Annotated in this window: 15 protein-coding genes and 1 pseudogene; 1 reads left to right on the plus strand and 15 read right to left on the minus strand. The window is 52.1% G+C overall.

The window, feature by feature from the left end; translation table 11 throughout:
• Position 1 precedes the first annotated feature (1 nt).
• Positions 2–772, plus strand: a complete 771-nt coding sequence (locus tag HMPREF1527_RS02050) for a heparan-alpha-glucosaminide N-acetyltransferase domain-containing protein (protein ID WP_016477045.1) — start codon at positions 2–4, stop codon at positions 770–772.
• Here HMPREF1527_RS02050 and hflX read toward each other — a convergent pair.
• The 15 genes and pseudogenes from hflX to HMPREF1527_RS02120 form a co-directional block, all read right to left on the minus strand.
• Positions 769–2,058, minus strand: coding sequence for a GTPase HflX (gene hflX / locus HMPREF1527_RS02055; protein WP_016477046.1), 1,290 nt, complete (start codon positions 2,056–2,058; stop codon positions 769–771). The genes HMPREF1527_RS02050 and hflX overlap by 4 nt on opposite strands.
• The gene (gene miaA, locus HMPREF1527_RS02060) at positions 2,045–2,992 is read right to left on the minus strand and encodes a tRNA (adenosine(37)-N6)-dimethylallyltransferase MiaA (protein ID WP_016477047.1); all 948 of its coding nucleotides are present in this window, start codon (positions 2,990–2,992) and stop codon (positions 2,045–2,047) included. Before miaA ends, hflX begins: the two co-directional genes overlap by 14 nt.
• Positions 2,989–4,356, minus strand: coding sequence for a tRNA (N6-isopentenyl adenosine(37)-C2)-methylthiotransferase MiaB (miaB, locus tag HMPREF1527_RS02065; RefSeq protein WP_035433852.1), 1,368 nt, complete (start codon positions 4,354–4,356; stop codon positions 2,989–2,991). The genes miaA and miaB overlap by 4 nt, the downstream gene beginning before the upstream one ends.
• A gap of 117 nt (positions 4,357–4,473) precedes the next feature.
• Positions 4,474–4,713: pseudogene (locus HMPREF1527_RS07765) on the minus strand (stage V sporulation protein S); the annotation flags it as partial.
• 111 nt (positions 4,714–4,824) lie between these two features.
• Positions 4,825–5,904 (minus strand): ATP-binding protein, encoded by a 1,080-nt coding sequence (locus HMPREF1527_RS02070; protein WP_016477049.1) that lies wholly within the window; start codon positions 5,902–5,904, stop codon positions 4,825–4,827.
• A 3-nt stretch (positions 5,905–5,907) separates the two neighbouring features.
• Positions 5,908–7,461: a ribonuclease Y gene (gene rny, locus HMPREF1527_RS02075; RefSeq protein WP_016477050.1), complete on the minus strand. Its 1,554-nt coding sequence runs from the start codon at positions 7,459–7,461 to the stop codon at positions 5,908–5,910.
• 274 nt (positions 7,462–7,735) lie between these two features.
• The gene (locus HMPREF1527_RS02080) at positions 7,736–8,413 is read right to left on the minus strand and encodes a regulatory protein RecX (protein WP_016477051.1); all 678 of its coding nucleotides are present in this window, start codon (positions 8,411–8,413) and stop codon (positions 7,736–7,738) included.
• Positions 8,413–9,507 carry a recombinase RecA gene (gene recA / locus HMPREF1527_RS02085; protein WP_016477052.1) on the minus strand — a complete coding sequence of 365 codons (1,095 nt, stop codon included), beginning with the start codon at positions 9,505–9,507 and terminating at the stop codon, positions 8,413–8,415. The genes HMPREF1527_RS02080 and recA overlap by 1 nt, the downstream gene beginning before the upstream one ends.
• A 228-nt stretch (positions 9,508–9,735) precedes the next feature.
• Positions 9,736–10,245 (minus strand): CinA family protein, encoded by a 510-nt coding sequence (locus HMPREF1527_RS02090; RefSeq protein ID WP_016477053.1) that lies wholly within the window; start codon positions 10,243–10,245, stop codon positions 9,736–9,738.
• Positions 10,246–10,248: 3 nt separating this feature from the next.
• Positions 10,249–10,857 carry a CDP-diacylglycerol--glycerol-3-phosphate 3-phosphatidyltransferase gene (pgsA, locus tag HMPREF1527_RS02095; RefSeq protein ID WP_016477054.1) on the minus strand — a complete coding sequence of 203 codons (609 nt, stop codon included), beginning with the start codon at positions 10,855–10,857 and terminating at the stop codon, positions 10,249–10,251.
• Between the two features lie 14 nt (positions 10,858–10,871).
• Positions 10,872–12,257 carry a 30S ribosomal protein S12 methylthiotransferase RimO gene (gene rimO / locus HMPREF1527_RS02100; RefSeq protein ID WP_016477055.1) on the minus strand — a complete coding sequence of 462 codons (1,386 nt, stop codon included), beginning with the start codon at positions 12,255–12,257 and terminating at the stop codon, positions 10,872–10,874.
• On the minus strand, positions 12,223–12,720 hold the full coding sequence (locus tag HMPREF1527_RS02105) for a YajQ family cyclic di-GMP-binding protein (RefSeq protein ID WP_016477056.1): 498 nt from the start codon (positions 12,718–12,720) through the stop codon (positions 12,223–12,225). The genes rimO and HMPREF1527_RS02105 overlap by 35 nt, the downstream gene beginning before the upstream one ends.
• A 59-nt stretch (positions 12,721–12,779) precedes the next feature.
• A complete protein-coding gene (locus HMPREF1527_RS02110; protein WP_016477057.1) occupies positions 12,780–14,372 on the minus strand; it encodes a helix-turn-helix transcriptional regulator in 1,593 nt (530 codons plus the stop codon).
• Between the two features lie 2 nt (positions 14,373–14,374).
• Positions 14,375–16,879: a DNA translocase FtsK gene (locus HMPREF1527_RS02115; protein WP_016477058.1), complete on the minus strand. Its 2,505-nt coding sequence runs from the start codon at positions 16,877–16,879 to the stop codon at positions 14,375–14,377.
• A gap of 5 nt (positions 16,880–16,884) precedes the next feature.
• Positions 16,885–18,549: a ribonuclease J gene (locus tag HMPREF1527_RS02120; RefSeq protein ID WP_016477059.1), complete on the minus strand. Its 1,665-nt coding sequence runs from the start codon at positions 18,547–18,549 to the stop codon at positions 16,885–16,887.
• Positions 18,550–18,620: the final 71 nt, after the last annotated feature.

The following is an 18,620-nucleotide window of genomic DNA, read 5'->3' on the forward strand; positions in this document are numbered from 1 at the left end:
CTTGACGCCGGCGCGATTTTCTTCAGGTTCAGAATTACGTATTGTGTTTTTTGATACCTGGCGAGGTCTGTCTATCATTTCGATGGTGCTCTTTCATTTTGCATACGACCTTGTATATATAGAAGATCTTGCTTTACTCTGGTTCACCCGTCCTCTGACCGACCTATGGGGAGCCAGCATATCTTGGTCGTTTCTTTTTATTGCCGGTTCTATGTGTTCTTTTTCAAAAAATGCGCTCAAGCGAGCCTTTATATACGGCCTGTTCGCGCTTATGATTTATGTGGCTACGTCTATCGCCCGTATAGACGCCCCTATCTCATTTGGCATTATCTATTGTATGGCCGCCTGCACACTTATTGAAGCGCTGCTTCAAAAATGCGGTATTTTCGTACAGGGATATACCACAGCTGCCCTGTTATTCATACTCTTTCTTGTGCTCTACAATCTTCCTTCCGGCACAGTAGGAATCGGGCCTTTGTGTATACGTCTGCCCAGCACGCTCTATGCAACCGGCTATCTTGCGTGGCTGGGATTTCCGGGGCTACATTTCATAACGAGTGACTACTATCCATTGCTTCCCTACCTATTGCTCTATCTTTCGGGAGCCGCTTGTAACCGAGCAGCCCTCGCGCAGGGATACACGCCTGCACTGCAGAGGCTCTACATTCCTGTAGTCTCAGAAATAGGAAAATATCCTCTTGTCATCTATATCCTGCATCAGCCTCTTTTGCTGCTCATAGCAGGTGTGCTTACCGGGCACATGCCAATCTAGTCATTTCGGTAGGGTTTGAGAATAGCCTGCATGCGCTCATCGGCCTGGACAGTAATCTGAAGCCCCTCGGCAAGGTACTGCTCGCGTATGATTCGGCAACGCTCATGTACCATTTTCAAAAGAAACCCCTTTTCAAAGGGAACAAGAGCGCTTATAACAGCATCTCCTTCACTAGCAATACGAGTAATTTCATAAAGAAGTTCCCGCAAACCTATTGCTTCCTGAGCGGAAATGCATACCGCATTTGGATATGAAGCCCTCAGGGTCAGTATTTCGTCATGCTCTAAAAGATCAATTTTATTGAACACGAGAAGCTGCCGCTGAGCAGAAGCGTGGATATCAGCAAGAATTGAGGTGACAACCTCAATTTCCTTGTCCCTGTTTTTATCAGACGCGTCGACAATCACAAGGATTAAATCAGCTGCCTTTGCCTCAGCAAGCGTCGACTTAAATGACTCGATAAGAGTTGTTGGAAGTTTCTGTATGAATCCAACCGTATCAGTCAACGTGATCCGGCGGCCTTCGTCAAGCGTTATGGCTCGTGTCGTCGGATCAAGTGTCGCAAAGAGCTCGTCTTTCGCATATACGGACGCGTCAGTAAGCTTATTGAGAAGCGTAGACTTGCCGGCATTGGTATATCCCGCAAGGGCAACGCTGAAGACGCCTGAATCCCAGCGCAATTTGCTTTGCACGTTCCGCCGCTGTTCAAGTTCGCGTAATTCTCGCTTAAGCATCGCTATCCTGTTGCGAATCAGTCGGCGGTCAACTTCAAGCTGACTCTCGCCCTGACCAAAACGGCTGCCAATACCTCCGCGTGTTTGTTCGCCAACCAAGTGGCTCCACATGCCGCGAAGTCGTGGAAGAACGTACTGCAGCTGAGCAAGCTGCACTTGAAGCCTGCCTTCATGTGTTTTTGCATGGGTACCAAAAATATCAAGAATCAGCGCAGTTCTATCGATTATTTTCGTCGGCTCACCCACAAGCTTCTCGAGGTTTGCCTGTTGAGAGGGAGAAAGCTCATCGTCAAAGATAACTACATCAACGTTAAGGGTGCGGACAAGAGATACGAGTTCTGTAGCTTTGCCCGTACCGATGAATGTCTTTGGCACGGGAGCTTCAAGCTTTTGCGTAAGTGTTGCTACGACTTCTGCGCCATCAGTTTCTGCAAGACGCATAAGTTCGGCCATTGAATCGTCCAAAGACCAAGCGCGCCTGCCATAATCAACGCCTACGAGAATCGCGCGCTCTGGTACGGGAGCTGTCGAAAACGGCTTAAAGCGACTCATGCTGACCCTCTCCAATGCCGGAAAGCACGGTGTCTGCGGCCTCATCCATACCTATCGTATCCAAATCAAGCCATGTAACGCGGCCGTCTCGCTTGAGCCATGAGAGCTGACGTTTGGCATACCGGCGCGTATGCTGCTTAACCGCCTCTACCGCCTCTTTGAGTGTACAGGAACCTGCAAGGTAAGATAGTACTTCTCTATATCCTATGGCTTGTCCTGCAGTACTGTCCGCCGTAAAACCGTCTTCAACAAGACGCTTCACCTCATCCACAAATCCCGCCGCAAACATCTGCTCAACACGCCGGTCAATACGCTCATACAATCTCGCGCGATTCATTGAGAGGCCCCATAAAGACGCTGCATAATGAGGGGTGTGAGCTCTTAGGCCCATATGCTGTTTTGCATAGGAGACTCCTTCATCGTACATCTCAAGCGCGCGAATCACACGCCGTACATTATGAGGATGTATCAGTTCGGCGCTTTTTTGATCGCGCTCCTGCAGAAGACGATAGAGCACATCAGGACCTTCGGTAGCGGCGCGTTCCTCGTATTTTGAGCGGGTCGGCGTTTTCAGCGCTCCTGAAGGAAAGTACATCTCGTCAATGACAGCATCAAGATAGAGCCCCGTGCCGCCACAAAGCACAGGCAGCTTTTTGCAGGCCAAAAGCGCATCTATTGCAGCGCGTGCATCACGCTGAAAAAGCTGAACTGAATAGTCTTCCCACACAGGATCAATCATATCCACCATCAAAAGCGGTACTATACGCTCTTCAGCTGGTACCTTTGCAGTGCCGATATCCATCCCCTTGTATACCTGCATAGCGTCAGTTGAAACAATCGAGGTCTCAAGTCTTTGCGCTATCATTTCGGCAAGAGCGCTCTTTCCCGATGCCGTCGGACCTACGATGCATACTACCGAGGGAAGACTGCTCATCTAGGATCGCCTACTAGCGTTCCTCTGAGATACCACGTACGGGCTTCATCAATAAAAACGTCAACAATCTTGCCAATATACTCATCGCAGGAGTGATTGTTGGGAATGCTGAAGTGAACCGTCTGGTTCTTCTCGCTGTGTCCTACCATAACGTGATCATCGCGTTTTGAAGTGCCTTCGACTAGTACGGAAACGGTTGTATGCAAGTCTTTTTGATTGGCCTCATGCGCCTGCTTCGCTACAAGACTTGCAAGTCGGTCAAAGCGCTCCTGAATAATCTCGTGCGGTGTATCATCTTCAAATTCAGCGGCAGGAGTTCCTGGCCGTTTTGAATAGATGAAGGTGTAAGCCGAAGAATATTCAGCTTCTTTGACAAGCGAAAGCGTCTGTTCAAAGTCTTCTTCAGTCTCGCCTGGAAAGCCAACGATGATGTCAGTTGAGAAAGCAATGTGTGGCATAGCTTTCTTGAGACGATGTACCACATCAAGGTAATCCTCGCGCGTATAGCTTCGGTTCATTCGCTTTAAAATTCGAGAAGAACCGCTTTGAACCGCCAGATGCAGATGGGGCATCACGGCAGGCGTCTCCTTCATGGCCGCAATGGTTTCGTCCGTAAGGTCCTTCGGATTTGATGACGTAAAGCGGAGGCGCTCAATTCCCGTCGTTGCCACCGCGCGGAGCAATTCAGCAAAGCGGGGCTTTCCGTACAAATCACGGCCATAGGAATTGACGTTTTGGCCGAGCAGGGTAATCTCACGAACGCCGTCGCCCACCAGACGTTCACATTCACGGACAATCGCCTCAAACGTACGACTCCGTTCGCGCCCACGAACGTACGGCACGATGCAATAAGTACAAAAATTATTACAGCCTGTCATGATGGGCACCCATGCATGGAAGGACTGGGCGCGATGGCTGGGCAGCTCTGTCGAGAAGCCCCTGCCCTCCTCTTGAGTATCAACAACGACCTGTCCGTCATGACCCTTGAATGCCTCGACAAGCAGCTCAGGAAGGCTTGCGAGAGCACTGGTACCAAAAACAACGTCAACCACAGGAACATGCTGTTTCAACTTTTCGCCATCGCGCTGGGCTATACAGCCACCAATGGCGACAATGCGTTTTCCCGAGGGAGGTTTAGGTGCACTGACCATAGCGGACGCCTGGCCGTACAGCTTTTGGTCGGCATTCTCGCGTACACTGCACGTCATAAAAACTACGATATCGGCATCGTCAGTCGTCAAAACTTCATTGCATCCGCAGGCGTCTAAAAGACCGCTGACGCGTTCGGAATCATGAAGGTTCATCTGGCAGCCGAATGTCTTAATGTGGTATGTCTTGCCAACAAGCTCAGAGGCTTCAAACATGCTAGATAACTCCGTGTAGATTGGGATTTTCCCTGTAACTTTTTTCTCGCCGAGAATATCTGGAGAAGTGTCGAATGTAGCTCCGGCCGCAGAGAGGGTGTGAACATATACGACTATTTTTATAGCCGTCCTGCTCTCCCCCGCTATCTCTATATCGGAAAACGTCGGCGCGCAGGAAATGTCATAGCCTGTCGGGATAAGAAATCCCCTGGCGATTGCAATCGCCTTTATCGCCTGATTCACCGCACCGGCGCCAATGCATTGCAGCGTTACCGGTTCTCTGTCTTTAACCAAACCGGCGATGGCGCCCGCGACCGATGCGGGTGATGACTTGCTCGAGACTTTTAGCAATCCCATATATACTCCTGCGGTACCGTGTTTTACTCTTCATTTCTAGGCGATAGTGCTTCGTTTCGATGGTTATTCTCGGCTTCTTGCTACGTGCTCTCTCTTACTGTGTGCTTTGTGTTAGTCTTCCGGATCCAATTCAAACGTGACTACGATTTTACCTTTTCCCACACGAATCTTTGGCTCGTTGCTCATAGAAAGATAGTAGCGATCGGAGAGAAAGGAGAAATCTTTTTCGAGCAGACGTGCAAATTCATGTTCGTCTTTTCTCGACAATTTAAGACTCCGTCTGTCTCTCAAAAGATCAATCTCTTTTGGCCCGGTTGCCTCTCCTGTATGAAAAAGGCGGGCATAACAGCTTCTTATGGGCTTAATTTGACCTGACAGAATGCGATGCGCCGTACGCTCTGACAACGTAAGGCCAAGCGTGGCACAAATCTCGCAAAGCTCCCGCGCGTCCGACGCGACGCGGAAACGTTCCAACACAGGAACTTCCGCCAGGTTGTCGATGAAAAGAAGGTCAGCAGAACTCATTGACTGAGGTATGCGTACGCGCGCGGTTGCGGCGATTTCTGCCGGCGAACCGAGAAATACGTCGCAGCTTCCCTTTGACTCCAGTGCAAATTCACAGCAGGTGCGAACGATGTTATGAGGCCCGCGGACAAGCGCTTTTTGGCCATCATCATCAACTCCGACATGGGGCCAGCTGGATTGATCAGCTCTCTCGGAAAGGTTTTTTGTATCAGCAATGATTTGTATTGAAGCGCCCAGACCAGCCGCGGAAGACAAAACTTTTGCTGAAAGGGTGTTCTCTTTGATGGAATAAAGCGCCATGCCGCGACCATGAACGCCCCATCTGTCAACATGAACGCTTTCAAGCTTTGAGGTCACACGCGCGTCAAAAATGCGCTCCTGCATTTCAAGAGGTATGCCGGAGCCATCATCTAAAACCACAAGCGAACGGATGTTATCCTCGCGTGTGGTCGCCACATAGATATGGCGAGCACCCGCATCGCGAGAATTACGGAGCATTTCGATGACAATATCTTCAACGCAACGGATGTCATGCTTTGCCTGACGACGTTCGGCTTCGGCTACGCGTAAACGAACGTACCCCGCACCGAGATTTTCCTCGATGCGGAGTGCGCGCTCACCGCCCATAGAGGCAACAAAATCCAAAAGATGCGTTTCTTCAGCCATGAATTACTTTGCAACATCGACGGCACGTGACTCGCGAATGACGACAACGCGAACCTGGCCGGGATATTCCATCTCATCTTCGATTTGTTTGGCGATATCATGCGCGAGAACTGTAGCCTCAGCATCGCTGATTTTCTCGGGCTCAACCATGACATGAAGCTCACGACCCGCCTGCATGGCATAGGTGCGCTCAACTCCCTCGTGAGCGTTGGAAATCTCCTCCAGCTTCTCAAGACGTTTGATGTAATTTTCCGCAGACTCACGGCGTGCGCCGGGACGAGCTGCGGATATTGCGTCAGCAGCCATGACGAGGACGTCAAGAACGGTATTGGGTTCAATATCTGCATGGTGCGCTTGGATGGCGTGCACAATCTCCGGACGCTCGCCGTGACGACGTGCAAGCTCGGCGCCTATGACAGCGTGGGGGCCTTCTACCTCATGGTCGATAGCTTTGCCAAGGTCATGCAAAAGACCGGCTCGCTTTGCCGGCTTTGCATCCATGCCCAGCTCCTCAGCCATCATGCCACACAGCACCGCCACCTGGACAGAGTGAGCAAGTACATTCTGACCGTATGAGGTGCGATACCGAAGAGCGCCTAGGGTTCTGATGATCTCCGGGTGCAGGTCATGGATACCGCAGTCAAAAGCGGCTTGTTCTCCTGCTTCAATAATGCGTTCTTTGACGAGGCTCTCAGCCTTCTTGTAGAGCTCTTCAATGCGTGCGGGATGAATGCGTCCATCAGCAATCAGATTCTCAAGCGCTACGCGAGCGGTCTCGCGACGAACGGGATCGAAGCTGGAAAGTACCACGGTTTCAGGGGTGTCGTCAATCACCAAAGAGACACCGGAAACTTGTTCAAAGGTACGGATGTTGCGTCCTTCGCGGCCGATGATACGGCCTTTCAGGTCATCAGACGGAATATGAACCGTAGTTACGGTAATCTCAGACGCCTGGTCAGCAGCAACACGCTGAATGGCTGTTGAAATGATTTCACGCGCGGTTTTATCGGCCTGCGCACGTACCCTCTGCTCTGAATCACGCAGAATCTGAGCTTCATCGCGAACGCTTTCAGAACGGACTCGCTCTATAAGCTCATCATGAGCCTCATCACGGGATAGTGACGCGATGCGTTCAAGCTCAACAGATTGCTGCGCAACAAGACCATCCAAATCATTCTTGCGGCGGTCAAGCTGACCCTGAAGACTGGAAAGCTGATGCTCACGCTTATCAAGCACATCATTTCGGCGGTCAAGCGATTCCTCGCGCTGAAGGATGCGATTCTCCATGCTGCGAAGTTCGCTCTTGCGCTTCTTCTCTTCCGCCTCAGCGTTCTGCTTCAGTTGAAGAACTTCCTCTTTTGCCGTAAGGATTGCTTCTTTTTTGACGGTCTCCGCTTGACGTTGAGCCTCTGAAGTAATGCGGCCTGCATTTGATTCAGCTTGCTTTACCTGCTCATCAGCGATTTTCAAACGAGAATTGCTTTTACCGGCAAGAATGCCGTAAGCAACAGCGGCGCCCACCAAAAGGCAGACAATGCCTACGAGTGCAATTTCCATACTTACTCCTAAAATGGCGTATTCCATAAATGTTCAGGAGACGCTTCCCTGTTTGACCAAGGCAGCGAACCCGCCATAAGAGGAGGTAACCAAACACCATTGCAGGCCATTTTCAAAAAACTACGAACTGTAAAAGTGACGCCGGAAAACCCGACGGGAAATGCTCATTCTCATGGCCTTTTAATCCTACTCACTGTCATATCATTTGTCAATTAAAAGCAGGTAAACAGACTAATCCGACAGCAAATTCATATATATTCACGACTTTGAAAACTTACGTCTTTGCCTGAGCGCTTTCCGCAAGCACCTGTTTGGCCGCCGAAGAGCAGAGTTCAAACGAATACCCTTTGGAAGCTAAGAAACGGACTATTCTTTCATAATCGTTCTTCCCGGTTAGGCGTTTGCGCCGAGCAAGAGAAAGCGCCTTTTCCTTTTGGCTCGCAACGGAAAGATATGATTGTGGCCAGCCCTCAAGCAACGAGGTTGACAACCCCTTTCTCTCAAGTTCACGCTCTATTCGTATGGCGCCCCATCCTTGCGAGACTTTTGCGCGGACATAGGAATCTGCGTACCTAGCGTCATCAACCAGACCAACCTTAACCGCACGCTCTACAGATTCTTTGACAACCGAGGAAAAGTACCCATCAAGTCTGAGCTTCTCCCTCAGTGCGTAAGACGAATAGTCGCGGCGGCAAATCAGCGTCTCAATACGGCTGCGAATGAGGCTCTCTTGTATCCGCGTAAGCTCATATATGAACTCCGCTCTTGAATCCGGGTGAAACGCCCCTTCTCGCTCTAATGACTGCACTTTTCGCCCGACACTAACGGGAATAGAGAAACGCTCAATTCCACCGGCGTCAGAGGTAAGGGAGAGAGTTACACAGGGCTTCTTGCGCCCAAGAGTGCTCTGTCTTTTCTCCGGAAAAGTAAGCTCCCATGCTAGTGAAGACACTATTTAGCATCCTCGGTATTTTGCAGAGCAACCGGAATACCAACCGCTTCGTCATTGTTTTCGATTAAACCCGCAGCAAGGCGCACTTTATGATCAATCTCATCCATAAGTTGGGGATTTTCAAGCAAAAACTCTTTAGCTGCTTCACGGCCCTGTCCAAGCCGCTCCCCTTCATAGGTAAACCATGATCCTGACTTATTAACAATCTCCTCATCAACTGCCATGTCAAGAATAGAGCCTTCTTTTGATATGCCCTTTCCGTACATAATGTCAAACTCCGCCTGCTTAAATGGAGGGGCAACCTTATTTTTAACTACTTTCACGCGGACTCGGTTGCCAACAACATCACCATTCACCTTAATGCTATCGACACGGCGAATATCCATGCGCACAGACGAGAAGAACTTCAGAGCACGGCCACCCGAAGTGGTTTCAGGGTTACCGAACATGACGCCGATTTTCTCGCGAAGCTGATTGATAAATATGCATGTAGTGTTTGATTTAGAAAGCGATCCCGCAAGCTTTCGGAGCGCCTGGCTCATAAGGCGAGCCTGAAGGCCAACGCTGGAATCACCAATCTCCCCTTCAATCTCCGCACGGGGCACGAGGGCGGCTACTGAATCAATAACGACGACGTCAATAGCGCCCGAACGCACCAGCATATCGCAAATCTCAAGGGCCTGCTCACCGGTATCAGGCTGAGAGATTAACACTTCATCAATGTCAACGCCAATCCGAGCAGCATAGCCCGGATCAAGGGCGTGTTCCGCGTCTATAAATGCCACGACTCCACCAAGTGCTTGCGCCTCAGCGAGAATTTCAAGAGAGAGGGTTGTCTTGCCGGAAGATTCCGGGCCGTAAATTTCAATAATACGACCGCGCGGAACGCCACCGATGCCAAGAGCTGCGTCAAGCGCGATAGAGCCAGTTGGGATTGACTGGATATCAAAGGAAGGTCCACCGTCTCCCAGACGCATAATAGCGCCCTTGCCAAATTTCTTTTCTATTTCTGAGGTAGTTGTCTCAAGAACATGTTCACGTTCTTCACCAGTAGTGCGGGGTTTAATCTCGCGAGTGACCTGCCTTTTTGCCATTATTTCTCCTTGGGTCGAATTGCATACATCGTATAGGAACAAGCGTTCGATGTCAATATGTTACTGATGATTTTATCGAAGCAATCTGACCGCTTTTTGACCGGTATCTATCAGAAAACTGACGCAAAATCAGGCAAAGCGCCGAAATGATTAAGAATGCCCAGCGCTGTTTTGCCGGACATAATTTCACCGGTATTTTTGGAGTCATATTCTTCCGTATCGAAGGTTTTACTTCTTCACAATTTCCTCATGAAACAGTTGCAACGCGTAGAGCACAGCCTCTCGGCGCACGTCATCGCGAGACCCGTCAAAATGTTTTACTCCTGCGTGAACTCCATGCGCGCTCGCGACTCCAAACCAAACGGTACCCACCGGTTTTCCGGGTTCACTTCCCCCTGGTCCTGCAATTCCCGTAGTAGAAACAGCGAGCTCTGAGCCAATCGTACGACGAACTCCCTGTGCCATCTGCTGAGCGCACGGCTCCGACACAGCTCCCAACTCCGGCACGGCAAAAATCTCTTCGGAGACGCCCAGCACCTTCTGCTTCACCTCAATGGCATAGCTCACCACGGAGCCGAGAAAGACTTCAGAAGAACCCGGCACGGCAGTAAGCGCTCCTGCGACAAGACCTCCTGTGCATGACTCTGCTGTCGCTAGTGTTACATGGGCAGCGGCCGCCTCGCGAATAACACGCGCCGCAGCCTCATAGAGTTCCTTGTCACAGCAGGTTGTCTGCATAACTTATGCCTCTTTTGCGATGATAGACCAAGATTTCATGAAATAGTCAATGCCGCTCCACGCGGTCAAGAGCACGGCAATCCACATAAGAACAGTAAAGAGAAGGCTGAGCGCGTCTTGAACGGGTCCCGCGGAAATGACCGGTAAAAACAGCAAACCGCAAATGGCAACCATAGTGGTAGCGGTCTTCCACTTACCGAGATTGGACGCCGCGATGACCGTACCGGCGGAGGCCACTACCATGCGAAGCCCCGATACCAAAAACTCGCGGGCAACGATGACAAACAAAACCCAAGGAGAGACCATATGCCACTCAAGCAGCACGCAGAGGGCGACAACAACGGCAAGCTTGTCAGCAATCGGATCCAAAAACTTGCCAAAGGTAGTAACCTCATTGCGGCTCCGGGCCAGATATCCGTCCAGCTTGTCAGTAAGTGAGATAATCACATATCCGAAAAATACCAGAGCCGGACCGCAGGATATCGCAAGCCCCTCCCCGACTGAGGCAGCAGGCCGTCCTAAAAGCTGCGCCGACAAAAGCCACAAGGGCACAAGCGCCACTCGAGCGCAGGTCACAATATTTGCCGGTGTCCAAATGCTTTTTTTAGGCACAAGATATCTCCCCACTAGACGTTCTTCTCGTCAACTATCTCGCCGATAATCTCATAGCAAAACGAATCAACAAGGTCGCAAAGGACAATATCGCCCACACGGGCCTCGCCCTCGGCAATGTGCACGGCTCCGTCAGAATCGGGCGCCTGGAACCACGCATGGCCGATAAGCTCCGTTATGCCATCAGACTCCTCAACACCGTCAATAATGACCTCGCAGCGCTCGCCAACATGACGAGCGGTTGCCGCAAACCCAAGCTCCTCTACCAAATCGATAAGGCGCTGGGTGCGCTCCATTTTGACCTCGTTTGGAACCTGATTGGGCATATGAGCGCCCTTGGTCCCTTCCTCCGGAGAGTACGTGAAGACTGACGTATAGTCAAATTCCTGTTCCTGGATGAAGTCATACAGCTCATCAGACTCTTCTTCTGTCTCGCCGGGAAAACCGCACATGCCCGTAGTACGAAGCACCATATTGGGAATCTCACTTCGCAAGCGGTCAAAAAGAACGCGCAGCTCATCAGCGGACCCAGAGCGTCCCATGCTCGCAAGGACGCGCTCATTGCAATGCTGTATGGGAATGTCGATATAGGGCAGGCACTCAGGGATATCGCGAATGGTGGCGATAAGATTATCGGTCATCCCCTCGGGCTGAAGATAGAGTACGCGCACCCAGCCTCCATAGGGATGCACCACTTGAGCAACCTGACGCATGAGCCACGCCAGAGTAAGCGTTTCACCGTCAGCTGTCTTGCCGAGATCATTGCCCCAAATGCCGGTATCCTGGCCAATGAGGATAATCTCGCGGACGCCACCCTTCATCAAAGAGGCAACCTCAGAGAGAATCTCGTCAGCAGAACGGGAATGGTAGCGACCGCGGATATACGGGATGGCACAAAACGCACAGAAGCGGTCGCATCCGTCTGAAATCTTGACGTACGCGCTGGCTCCCTCAATAGTACGCAGCATCCCATGGGCCGCGATAACAGACGGAGAAGCAAGGCTGACCCCTAGAACTTCAGACACCACGCCGACAATACCGTCTTCTTCGTCAGCGCGGACAAAGGCGGCGACTTCCGGCAGCTGTTCTGGCAGCTGAGAGCCGTAACGAGATGGCACGCAGCCACACATCACAATGGGAAGCTCGCGCACACCTGCAGAAGCCTCCTCAGCAATCTGCAGCGTAGTCTCAATGGACTCTTCCGTAGCGGACGCTAAAAAAGAACAGGTATTCACGATGGCGACGTCGGCAGTTTCAGAATCGGTAGTCTCACTGTAGCCGTGCGCCAAAAGCAGCGCCCTCATGCGGTCTGTGTCAACTTCGTTTTTCGCACATCCCCACGTAACAAACAGGACGTTTTTGCCCCTAGCGATAGTTGACGTACTGGAGGGGCTGACCATACTCCTGCTCCTTTAGAAATGCGATAACGGACTGAAGCGTATCGCGAGAAGCGCTGGCAACACGGAGCTTCTCGCCCTCAACCGTTGCCTTAGCTTTAACCTTCATGTCACGAATGTCTTTTGCGATGCGCTTAGCGGTCTCCTGGTCTATCCCCTGCACCAGTTTTCCTATCTGACGCACCGAAGAGCCGGCCGCCGGCACGGGATCTGCCCAGCGAACGCTTTTTAAATCGATACCACGCTTTACCAGCTTGCTCCCGAGCACGTCCCGTACTTGAGAGGCCACGAAATCCGATGGCGCCGCGATGGTAAACGCGGCGTCCTTCTTGGAAAGCTCCAACGTGGCCCCTGAATCTTTCAGGTCGTAGCGCTGAGAAAGCTCGCGCGTGGCCTGCTGATACGCATTGTCAACTTCCATCATGTCTACCTCTGACACAACGTCAAAGCTGGACTCTTTTGCCATAATCTCTCCTCATACGGCGCTGGCGAGAAGCCCTTCTCACCAGCGCACCTTATATGAACTTAGTTGGTGTTCGAACTCGACGACGTGGTAGTCTCCTGATTTGTGCTGCTCTGAGCGGAAGTGTCAGTCTTGGAATCATCGGTCTTTGTAGAGGAAGAGGTATCGTTTTTCGTGGAGGTATCCTCGCTGTTGGATTCCGACCCCTTGATAGTCATGATGCCAATTCCTGACGAGCTATTCTCAAACGCTTTTGTTTGCCCGTTCACCTTTACCGTGACCGCTCCCGGAACGCCTGCCTGGATTTTCAGCGTCCCTTTGACTGTAATCGTCTTAGACCAAGGTCCTGTGACCTTATCGGCAACTACATACGTGCCGTCCTCATCAATCTCCAGCCAGCTGAATTGTCCATCGGGAACGCTAATCTCAACTTCCGTTTTGTCCGTCTTCGTTTCCGTGGTTTTCTCCGGCTGCTTAGATTCCTCTGAGTCTTTCTTGGGTTCCGTCGTGGTATCCGTTTTTTCAGACTGAGACTGCTGCGTTGCAGACTCATTATTGACGCTCACCGTACGTGACGGAACAGGATTGGTCTTATTGGCTGCGCATGCTCTGACCGAGAAAATAATAATAAGCGTCAAAATAACGGCCAGCACTACCACGATTGTCGCGATAGCACGCGCCGTGTTGGAGAAAAACTCATCGATGGCTCCCATAACGCCACGGCGACGCGACCTTCGAGGTGCGCGGGAAAGGTTGCTCGGCTGACGGCGGCGAACATTTGGTCTGTCAACGCTTGCAATGTTACGAGAACCGCGGCGGCCGGAAATAGTAGACGCGCGCTCATAAGGAGCTGCTTGATCGTCATAATGCAGGTCATCGGTATACTCGCTCGGAGCGACACTGCGCGTACTGACATCGGAGCGAGAACCAAGCCTTGAGCCGCGCGCCATCATGCGCGTCTGATCGCTCGACGCCGGATAGCCCGGGGTCGATTGCGTTTCGCGTATGAGCCGAGAAGAGCCTTCAGTTCCCGATACTCCAGCGATTCCTACCCGTCTGCGCGCCGCTACGCCGCGTGTACGCAGCCGAGAAGAACTGCGTCGATGCGCGGAATCCGGTGAGGCGTTATAAGCGTGACCTGTTGCGTATTCAGAAAATGAATAGGCGTTTGTCGAATCGGAGGAAGATCCCGCCAAGGGGACACTCGATTGTCGAGAGCGAACGCCTGAGGTAGTTGCGAAGGCGCCCATATCGCCCGCAGGGCCTCCTGCCGTTGGGAGCAGACCGTGATACTGCACATAGGCTTTCGGACGTGATTCAGCCTCATTGGGAACATCATAGCCTGAGATGCCACGGCCCGACTGCGTGTCTCGCGTACGGCGGCGAAGCTCATGTGAGTAGGTTCCATGCTCGTGCTCAAAGACCTCCTCTTGGAAGAGGTCAACTACCTCACGGGGATTCAGCCCCAGGTAGCGAGCGTACGAAGAGAGCATGCCCTGCGCGTAACCGCTCTGGGGAATGTTCTCAAAGTCCCCTTCCTCAAAAGCGATAAGCGCCTGCTCTTTAAGTTTTAACGTTTTTGACGCTTGGGTTATGGAGATACCAAGCTGGCGACGGCGAGCAACAAGCATCTCACTGAAACGCGGGCGTGGCATGGTCACTCGACCTCCTTATAGGCTGCATCCTGCACTTTAAGCTCCTCAAGTGCATCTTTATCAATCAGGACCTCACGGGGTTTGGAACCATTAGCAGGTCCGACAACTCCCTTTGCTTCAAGCATATCCATAATTCTACCAGCACGGGCATATCCCACAGAAAGAGCACGTTGCAAACTGGAGGTAGATCCCAGCTGAGAGTCAACGACGATGCGCGCTGCTTCCCAAATGAGCGGGTCGTCTTCGCGAGAAGCCCCTTGAGACGCGGTTCCGTCAACCTGACTCGGCACGGCGACCGTCAGGATATTGTCGTGATACTCGGCAACGCGCTGCTCACGGATGTATCTGACGGTCTGCTCGATTTCCTCGTCAGAAACCCAGCATCCCTGCGCGCGTTTGGGCTTGCTTCCGCGAAGTTTGACCAGCATATCGCCGCGGCCCAGCAACTGTTCCGCGCCCTTTTGGTCCAAGATAATGCGCGAGTTGATGGAGTTGTCAACGGAAAGCGCTACACGGTTATCGATGTTCGCGCGGATAAGGCCCGTTACAACGTCTGCGGAGGGGCGCTGCGTGGCAACGATCAGATGTATGCCGGCCGCACGGCCAAGCTGCGCGATGCGTACGATGGAAGATTCGACATCTTTGCCGGCAACCATCATCAAGTCAGCCAGCTCGTCAATGACAATCACGAAGTACGGCATATGCTTGGGGGGATTTTCCATGTCGGCGTACTTATCGCTATCAACGTTTTTGTTGTACGTCTTAATGTCGCGCACCTTATAATGCTCGAATACCTTGAGCCGCCGTTCCATCTCGGTAACGCCCCACTGAAGTGCGCTTGCCGCCTGTCGCGGTTCCGTAACGACTGGGACATACAGATGCGGAAGGCCGGCGTATCCTGTGAACTCAACGCGCTTGGGGTCGACCATGATGAGGCGTACCTGCTCGGGCGTAGTTCGCATAAGCATCGACATAACGATGGCGTTCAGAAGTACCGACTTGCCCGATCCTGTAGTACCTGCTACCAGCAGGTGCGGAAGGCTCGCTAAATCAACTACAATGGGCTTTCCTTCGGAATTGCGGCCAAAGGCGCACTCAAGCGGACCGCCCTTGGCATACGGAAGCACATCGGCAAGGTTGACCGCCTGCGACTTCTCGTTAGGAATTTCAATGCCAACCAGCGAAGTTCCAGGAATAGGCGCAAAAATACGCACCGATTTCGCCGCGAGAGAGAGCGCGATATCATCTTCAAGGTTGGTAATCTTATTGACCCTCTCGCCCTCACCCATGGAAATCTTGAACGTTGTCACCGAGGGGCCGGCGACCCATCCGACTACCTGACTTGAAAGCCCAAACTCCTCAAGCGTTGCCTGAAGACGCTGGGCTGTCTGCGCGAGCTCATCCTCAGACACGGCGGACTTGCCTGAGTTCGCGTTAGTTTTGAGAATCGAGAAGGGCGGAAGCTCGTAGGTGCTGTCATCGTCGCCCGGTCGCTTTAAGCTTTCAGGATTTGCGAGGAAGTCGGGAACGTCGCCCTTCGTCTTTCTGGATGCCGTTTTGCGCTTTTTCTGAGTCGCAGCAGATGCGGACTGCTCCTCTTGGCTGTCCTGCTGTCCGTCACCCTCGTGGGCCTTGGACGTGCGGCCTAGAAGCGTTGTCTTCGCGCGACCGGCCAGGGTATCTGAGGCAGCATCCTCATCTTCAAGAAGCTCCTCTCCTTCTGATTGGCGCGCGTTGCGGCGCAGGACACTCGTCTTGCGATCACCGATAAAGGTAGTTTTACCCTCTCCTGTTTCATCAAAGAGCGAAGGCTGTTCGTCCGCGGTTTTGCGACGATTTTTCTTTCCTGAAGCAATGCGCGTTCCCTGTTCGGCGTAGGAGGCTTCCTCACGCGCGGCGGCACGCTCTTCTCGTCTGATGCGGTGGTCTTCACGCATCTCATCAAAACGGCCCGAAGCTCGGCTGACAACGTCAGAAATGGAAAATCCGCACACCACTATGCCTGCGATAAGTACGCCAAGCAACAGAATGTTTCCGACAATGCGTCCAAGCATTTGCAGCAGTACCAGCGCAATGCCGCCGCCAACATACCCTCCGGCAACTTCAAGATTCGACTCAAAAAGCAGAATCTGAGGATTTTGCTCAGCGCCGGGAAAGTTGAGTGAAATCATGGCAAGAGCCGCGAGAACGTCAAGCGTCAATCCAACGGCAATACGCGTTGAAACGGGTCCTTCGTCCCGCATGAAAAACGTCATGGCGAACATGAAAAGCGCTATCGGAAAGAGTGGCGCCCCCGTACCGAAGCAGAGCTTCAGGCCATGACCGACAGCGCTGGTGACAAGGGCGGTCGAAGGCAGGATAACCGAAACGAAAAGTGCTATCGCCAGTACGGCAAGCACGACGCCAATGACGTCGTTTTGAACGGGTGTCAAGCCTTGAGAGGCCGATGCGCGCCTCGACTGACCTGCTCTTCTTTTTGCTGCATTTGAACTACGTTGAGCGGGCATTCAGCTTATACCTCCATAACAACCGGAATAACCATTGGACGTGTATGCGTTTTAGTCCAAAGGAAATTGGAGAGGGAGTTTCTGATGTTTTTACGTATTGCCTCGGGGTTTGACCCCTCGGATTTGGAGAATTTATCTACTTGGTTGCGAACTAGATTTTGCGCGCCGTCCATAAGCTCGTCGTCCGTAGCAAACGAAACGCCGCGTCCTGACACTTCAACGACACCCGCCTTGCGACTGCGTCCCACCAGCGTTACCACAACGGTCACGATACCGTCTTGCGCCAAGCGCTGGCGATCGCGAAGCACAACGGGGTTGGACTCCGTCACGGAAAGACCATCGACAAAGACGACACCGGACTCCACGGATTTTCCGCGCTTGACCTTTCCCTCCCGCATCTCAAGAGAATCGCCGTTATCAAGGATGAAGATATTCTTTTCAGGGATGCCCATCTGTTTGGCAAGTTCTGCATGGGCGCGAAGATGTACCGCCTCGCCATGTACCGGCATAAAGTTCTTGGGGCGCGCCATGCCAAGAACCAGCTTGAGCTCTTCTTGGCTTCCGTGGCCGGAAACATGAACGAGCGTCTTCGACTTGTCGTAGATAGCGCAGCCAATCTTGGAAAGTGAGTTGATGATGGACTGCACGCTTCGCTCGTTTCCAGGAACGGGCGTCGCGGAAATGATTACCGTATCCTGAGGGCGTATAGAGAGCGACTTATGCTCGCCGTTAGCCATACGGGCAAGCGCGGAGAGCGGCTCTCCCTGTGAGCCAGTGCACAAGACAACAATACGGTCGTCGGCGAGCTTCTCGACATCGTAGGCATCGACGATGTTTTTATCGGCAATTTTAAGATAGCCGAGGTCACGCGCGACCTTGGTATTGGTAACCATTGAGCGGCCCGTTACGACCACCTTGCGACCAACGGCAACGGAGGCGTCACACACCTGCTGCAGGCGGTGAATATGGGACGAGAAGGACGCCACAAAGACGCGGCCTTTTGCGTTTTTGATAATATGCCTCAGCGCCGGCCCCACCGCTGCTTCCGAAGGCGTAAAGCCCGGATGGTTCGCGTTGGTGGAATCAGAAAGCAAGAGGTCAAGCCCTTCGGAGGCAAATGTCGTAATGGCCGCGTAGTTGGGACGCTTGCCGTCAATGGGCGTCTGGTCGAGCTTAAAATCTCCCGTATGCATAAGGGAACCCGCAGGCGTCTTCATGTGAACGCCAAACGCCGCGGGGATGGAGTGCGTCATGGAAAAGAAGGTGATGTCAAAAGCGCCCAGCTTGATATTGGAGCCGTCATTGACTTCACAGAGTTTGATGCCCGTTAATTTGTGCTCGGCAAGCTTGCCTTCAATGAAACCTAACGAAAGTTTGCTGGAGTAAATAGGTACCTTGCGCGTCAAGTCCATCAAAAGATACGGCAGAGCGCCGATATGATCCTCATGTCCATGGGTAATCAAAATAGCGCGCAGCTTATGTTCGTTTTCAAGCACATAGGTATAATCGGGAAGCACCAAGTCAATGCCTGGCTGCTCATCATCGGGAAACATCAAGCCGGCATCGATAAGAACCATGTCGTTGCCGTACTCAAAGACGGTCATGTTTTTACCAATGCCGTCTAAGCCACCCATAGGAATAATCTTTAAGGGTGCTTCTTTTTTAGGCATTAAGAACAAATCCTTTCGTTAAGCAAAGCATTTCTGCATACAAACTATAACAACGCAAAAAAGAGTCTCTT

Origin of the sequence: Atopobium sp. oral taxon 199 str. F0494 (genome assembly GCF_000411555.1) — a bacterium.
Classification (GTDB): Bacteria; Actinomycetota; Coriobacteriia; order Coriobacteriales; family Atopobiaceae; genus Lancefieldella.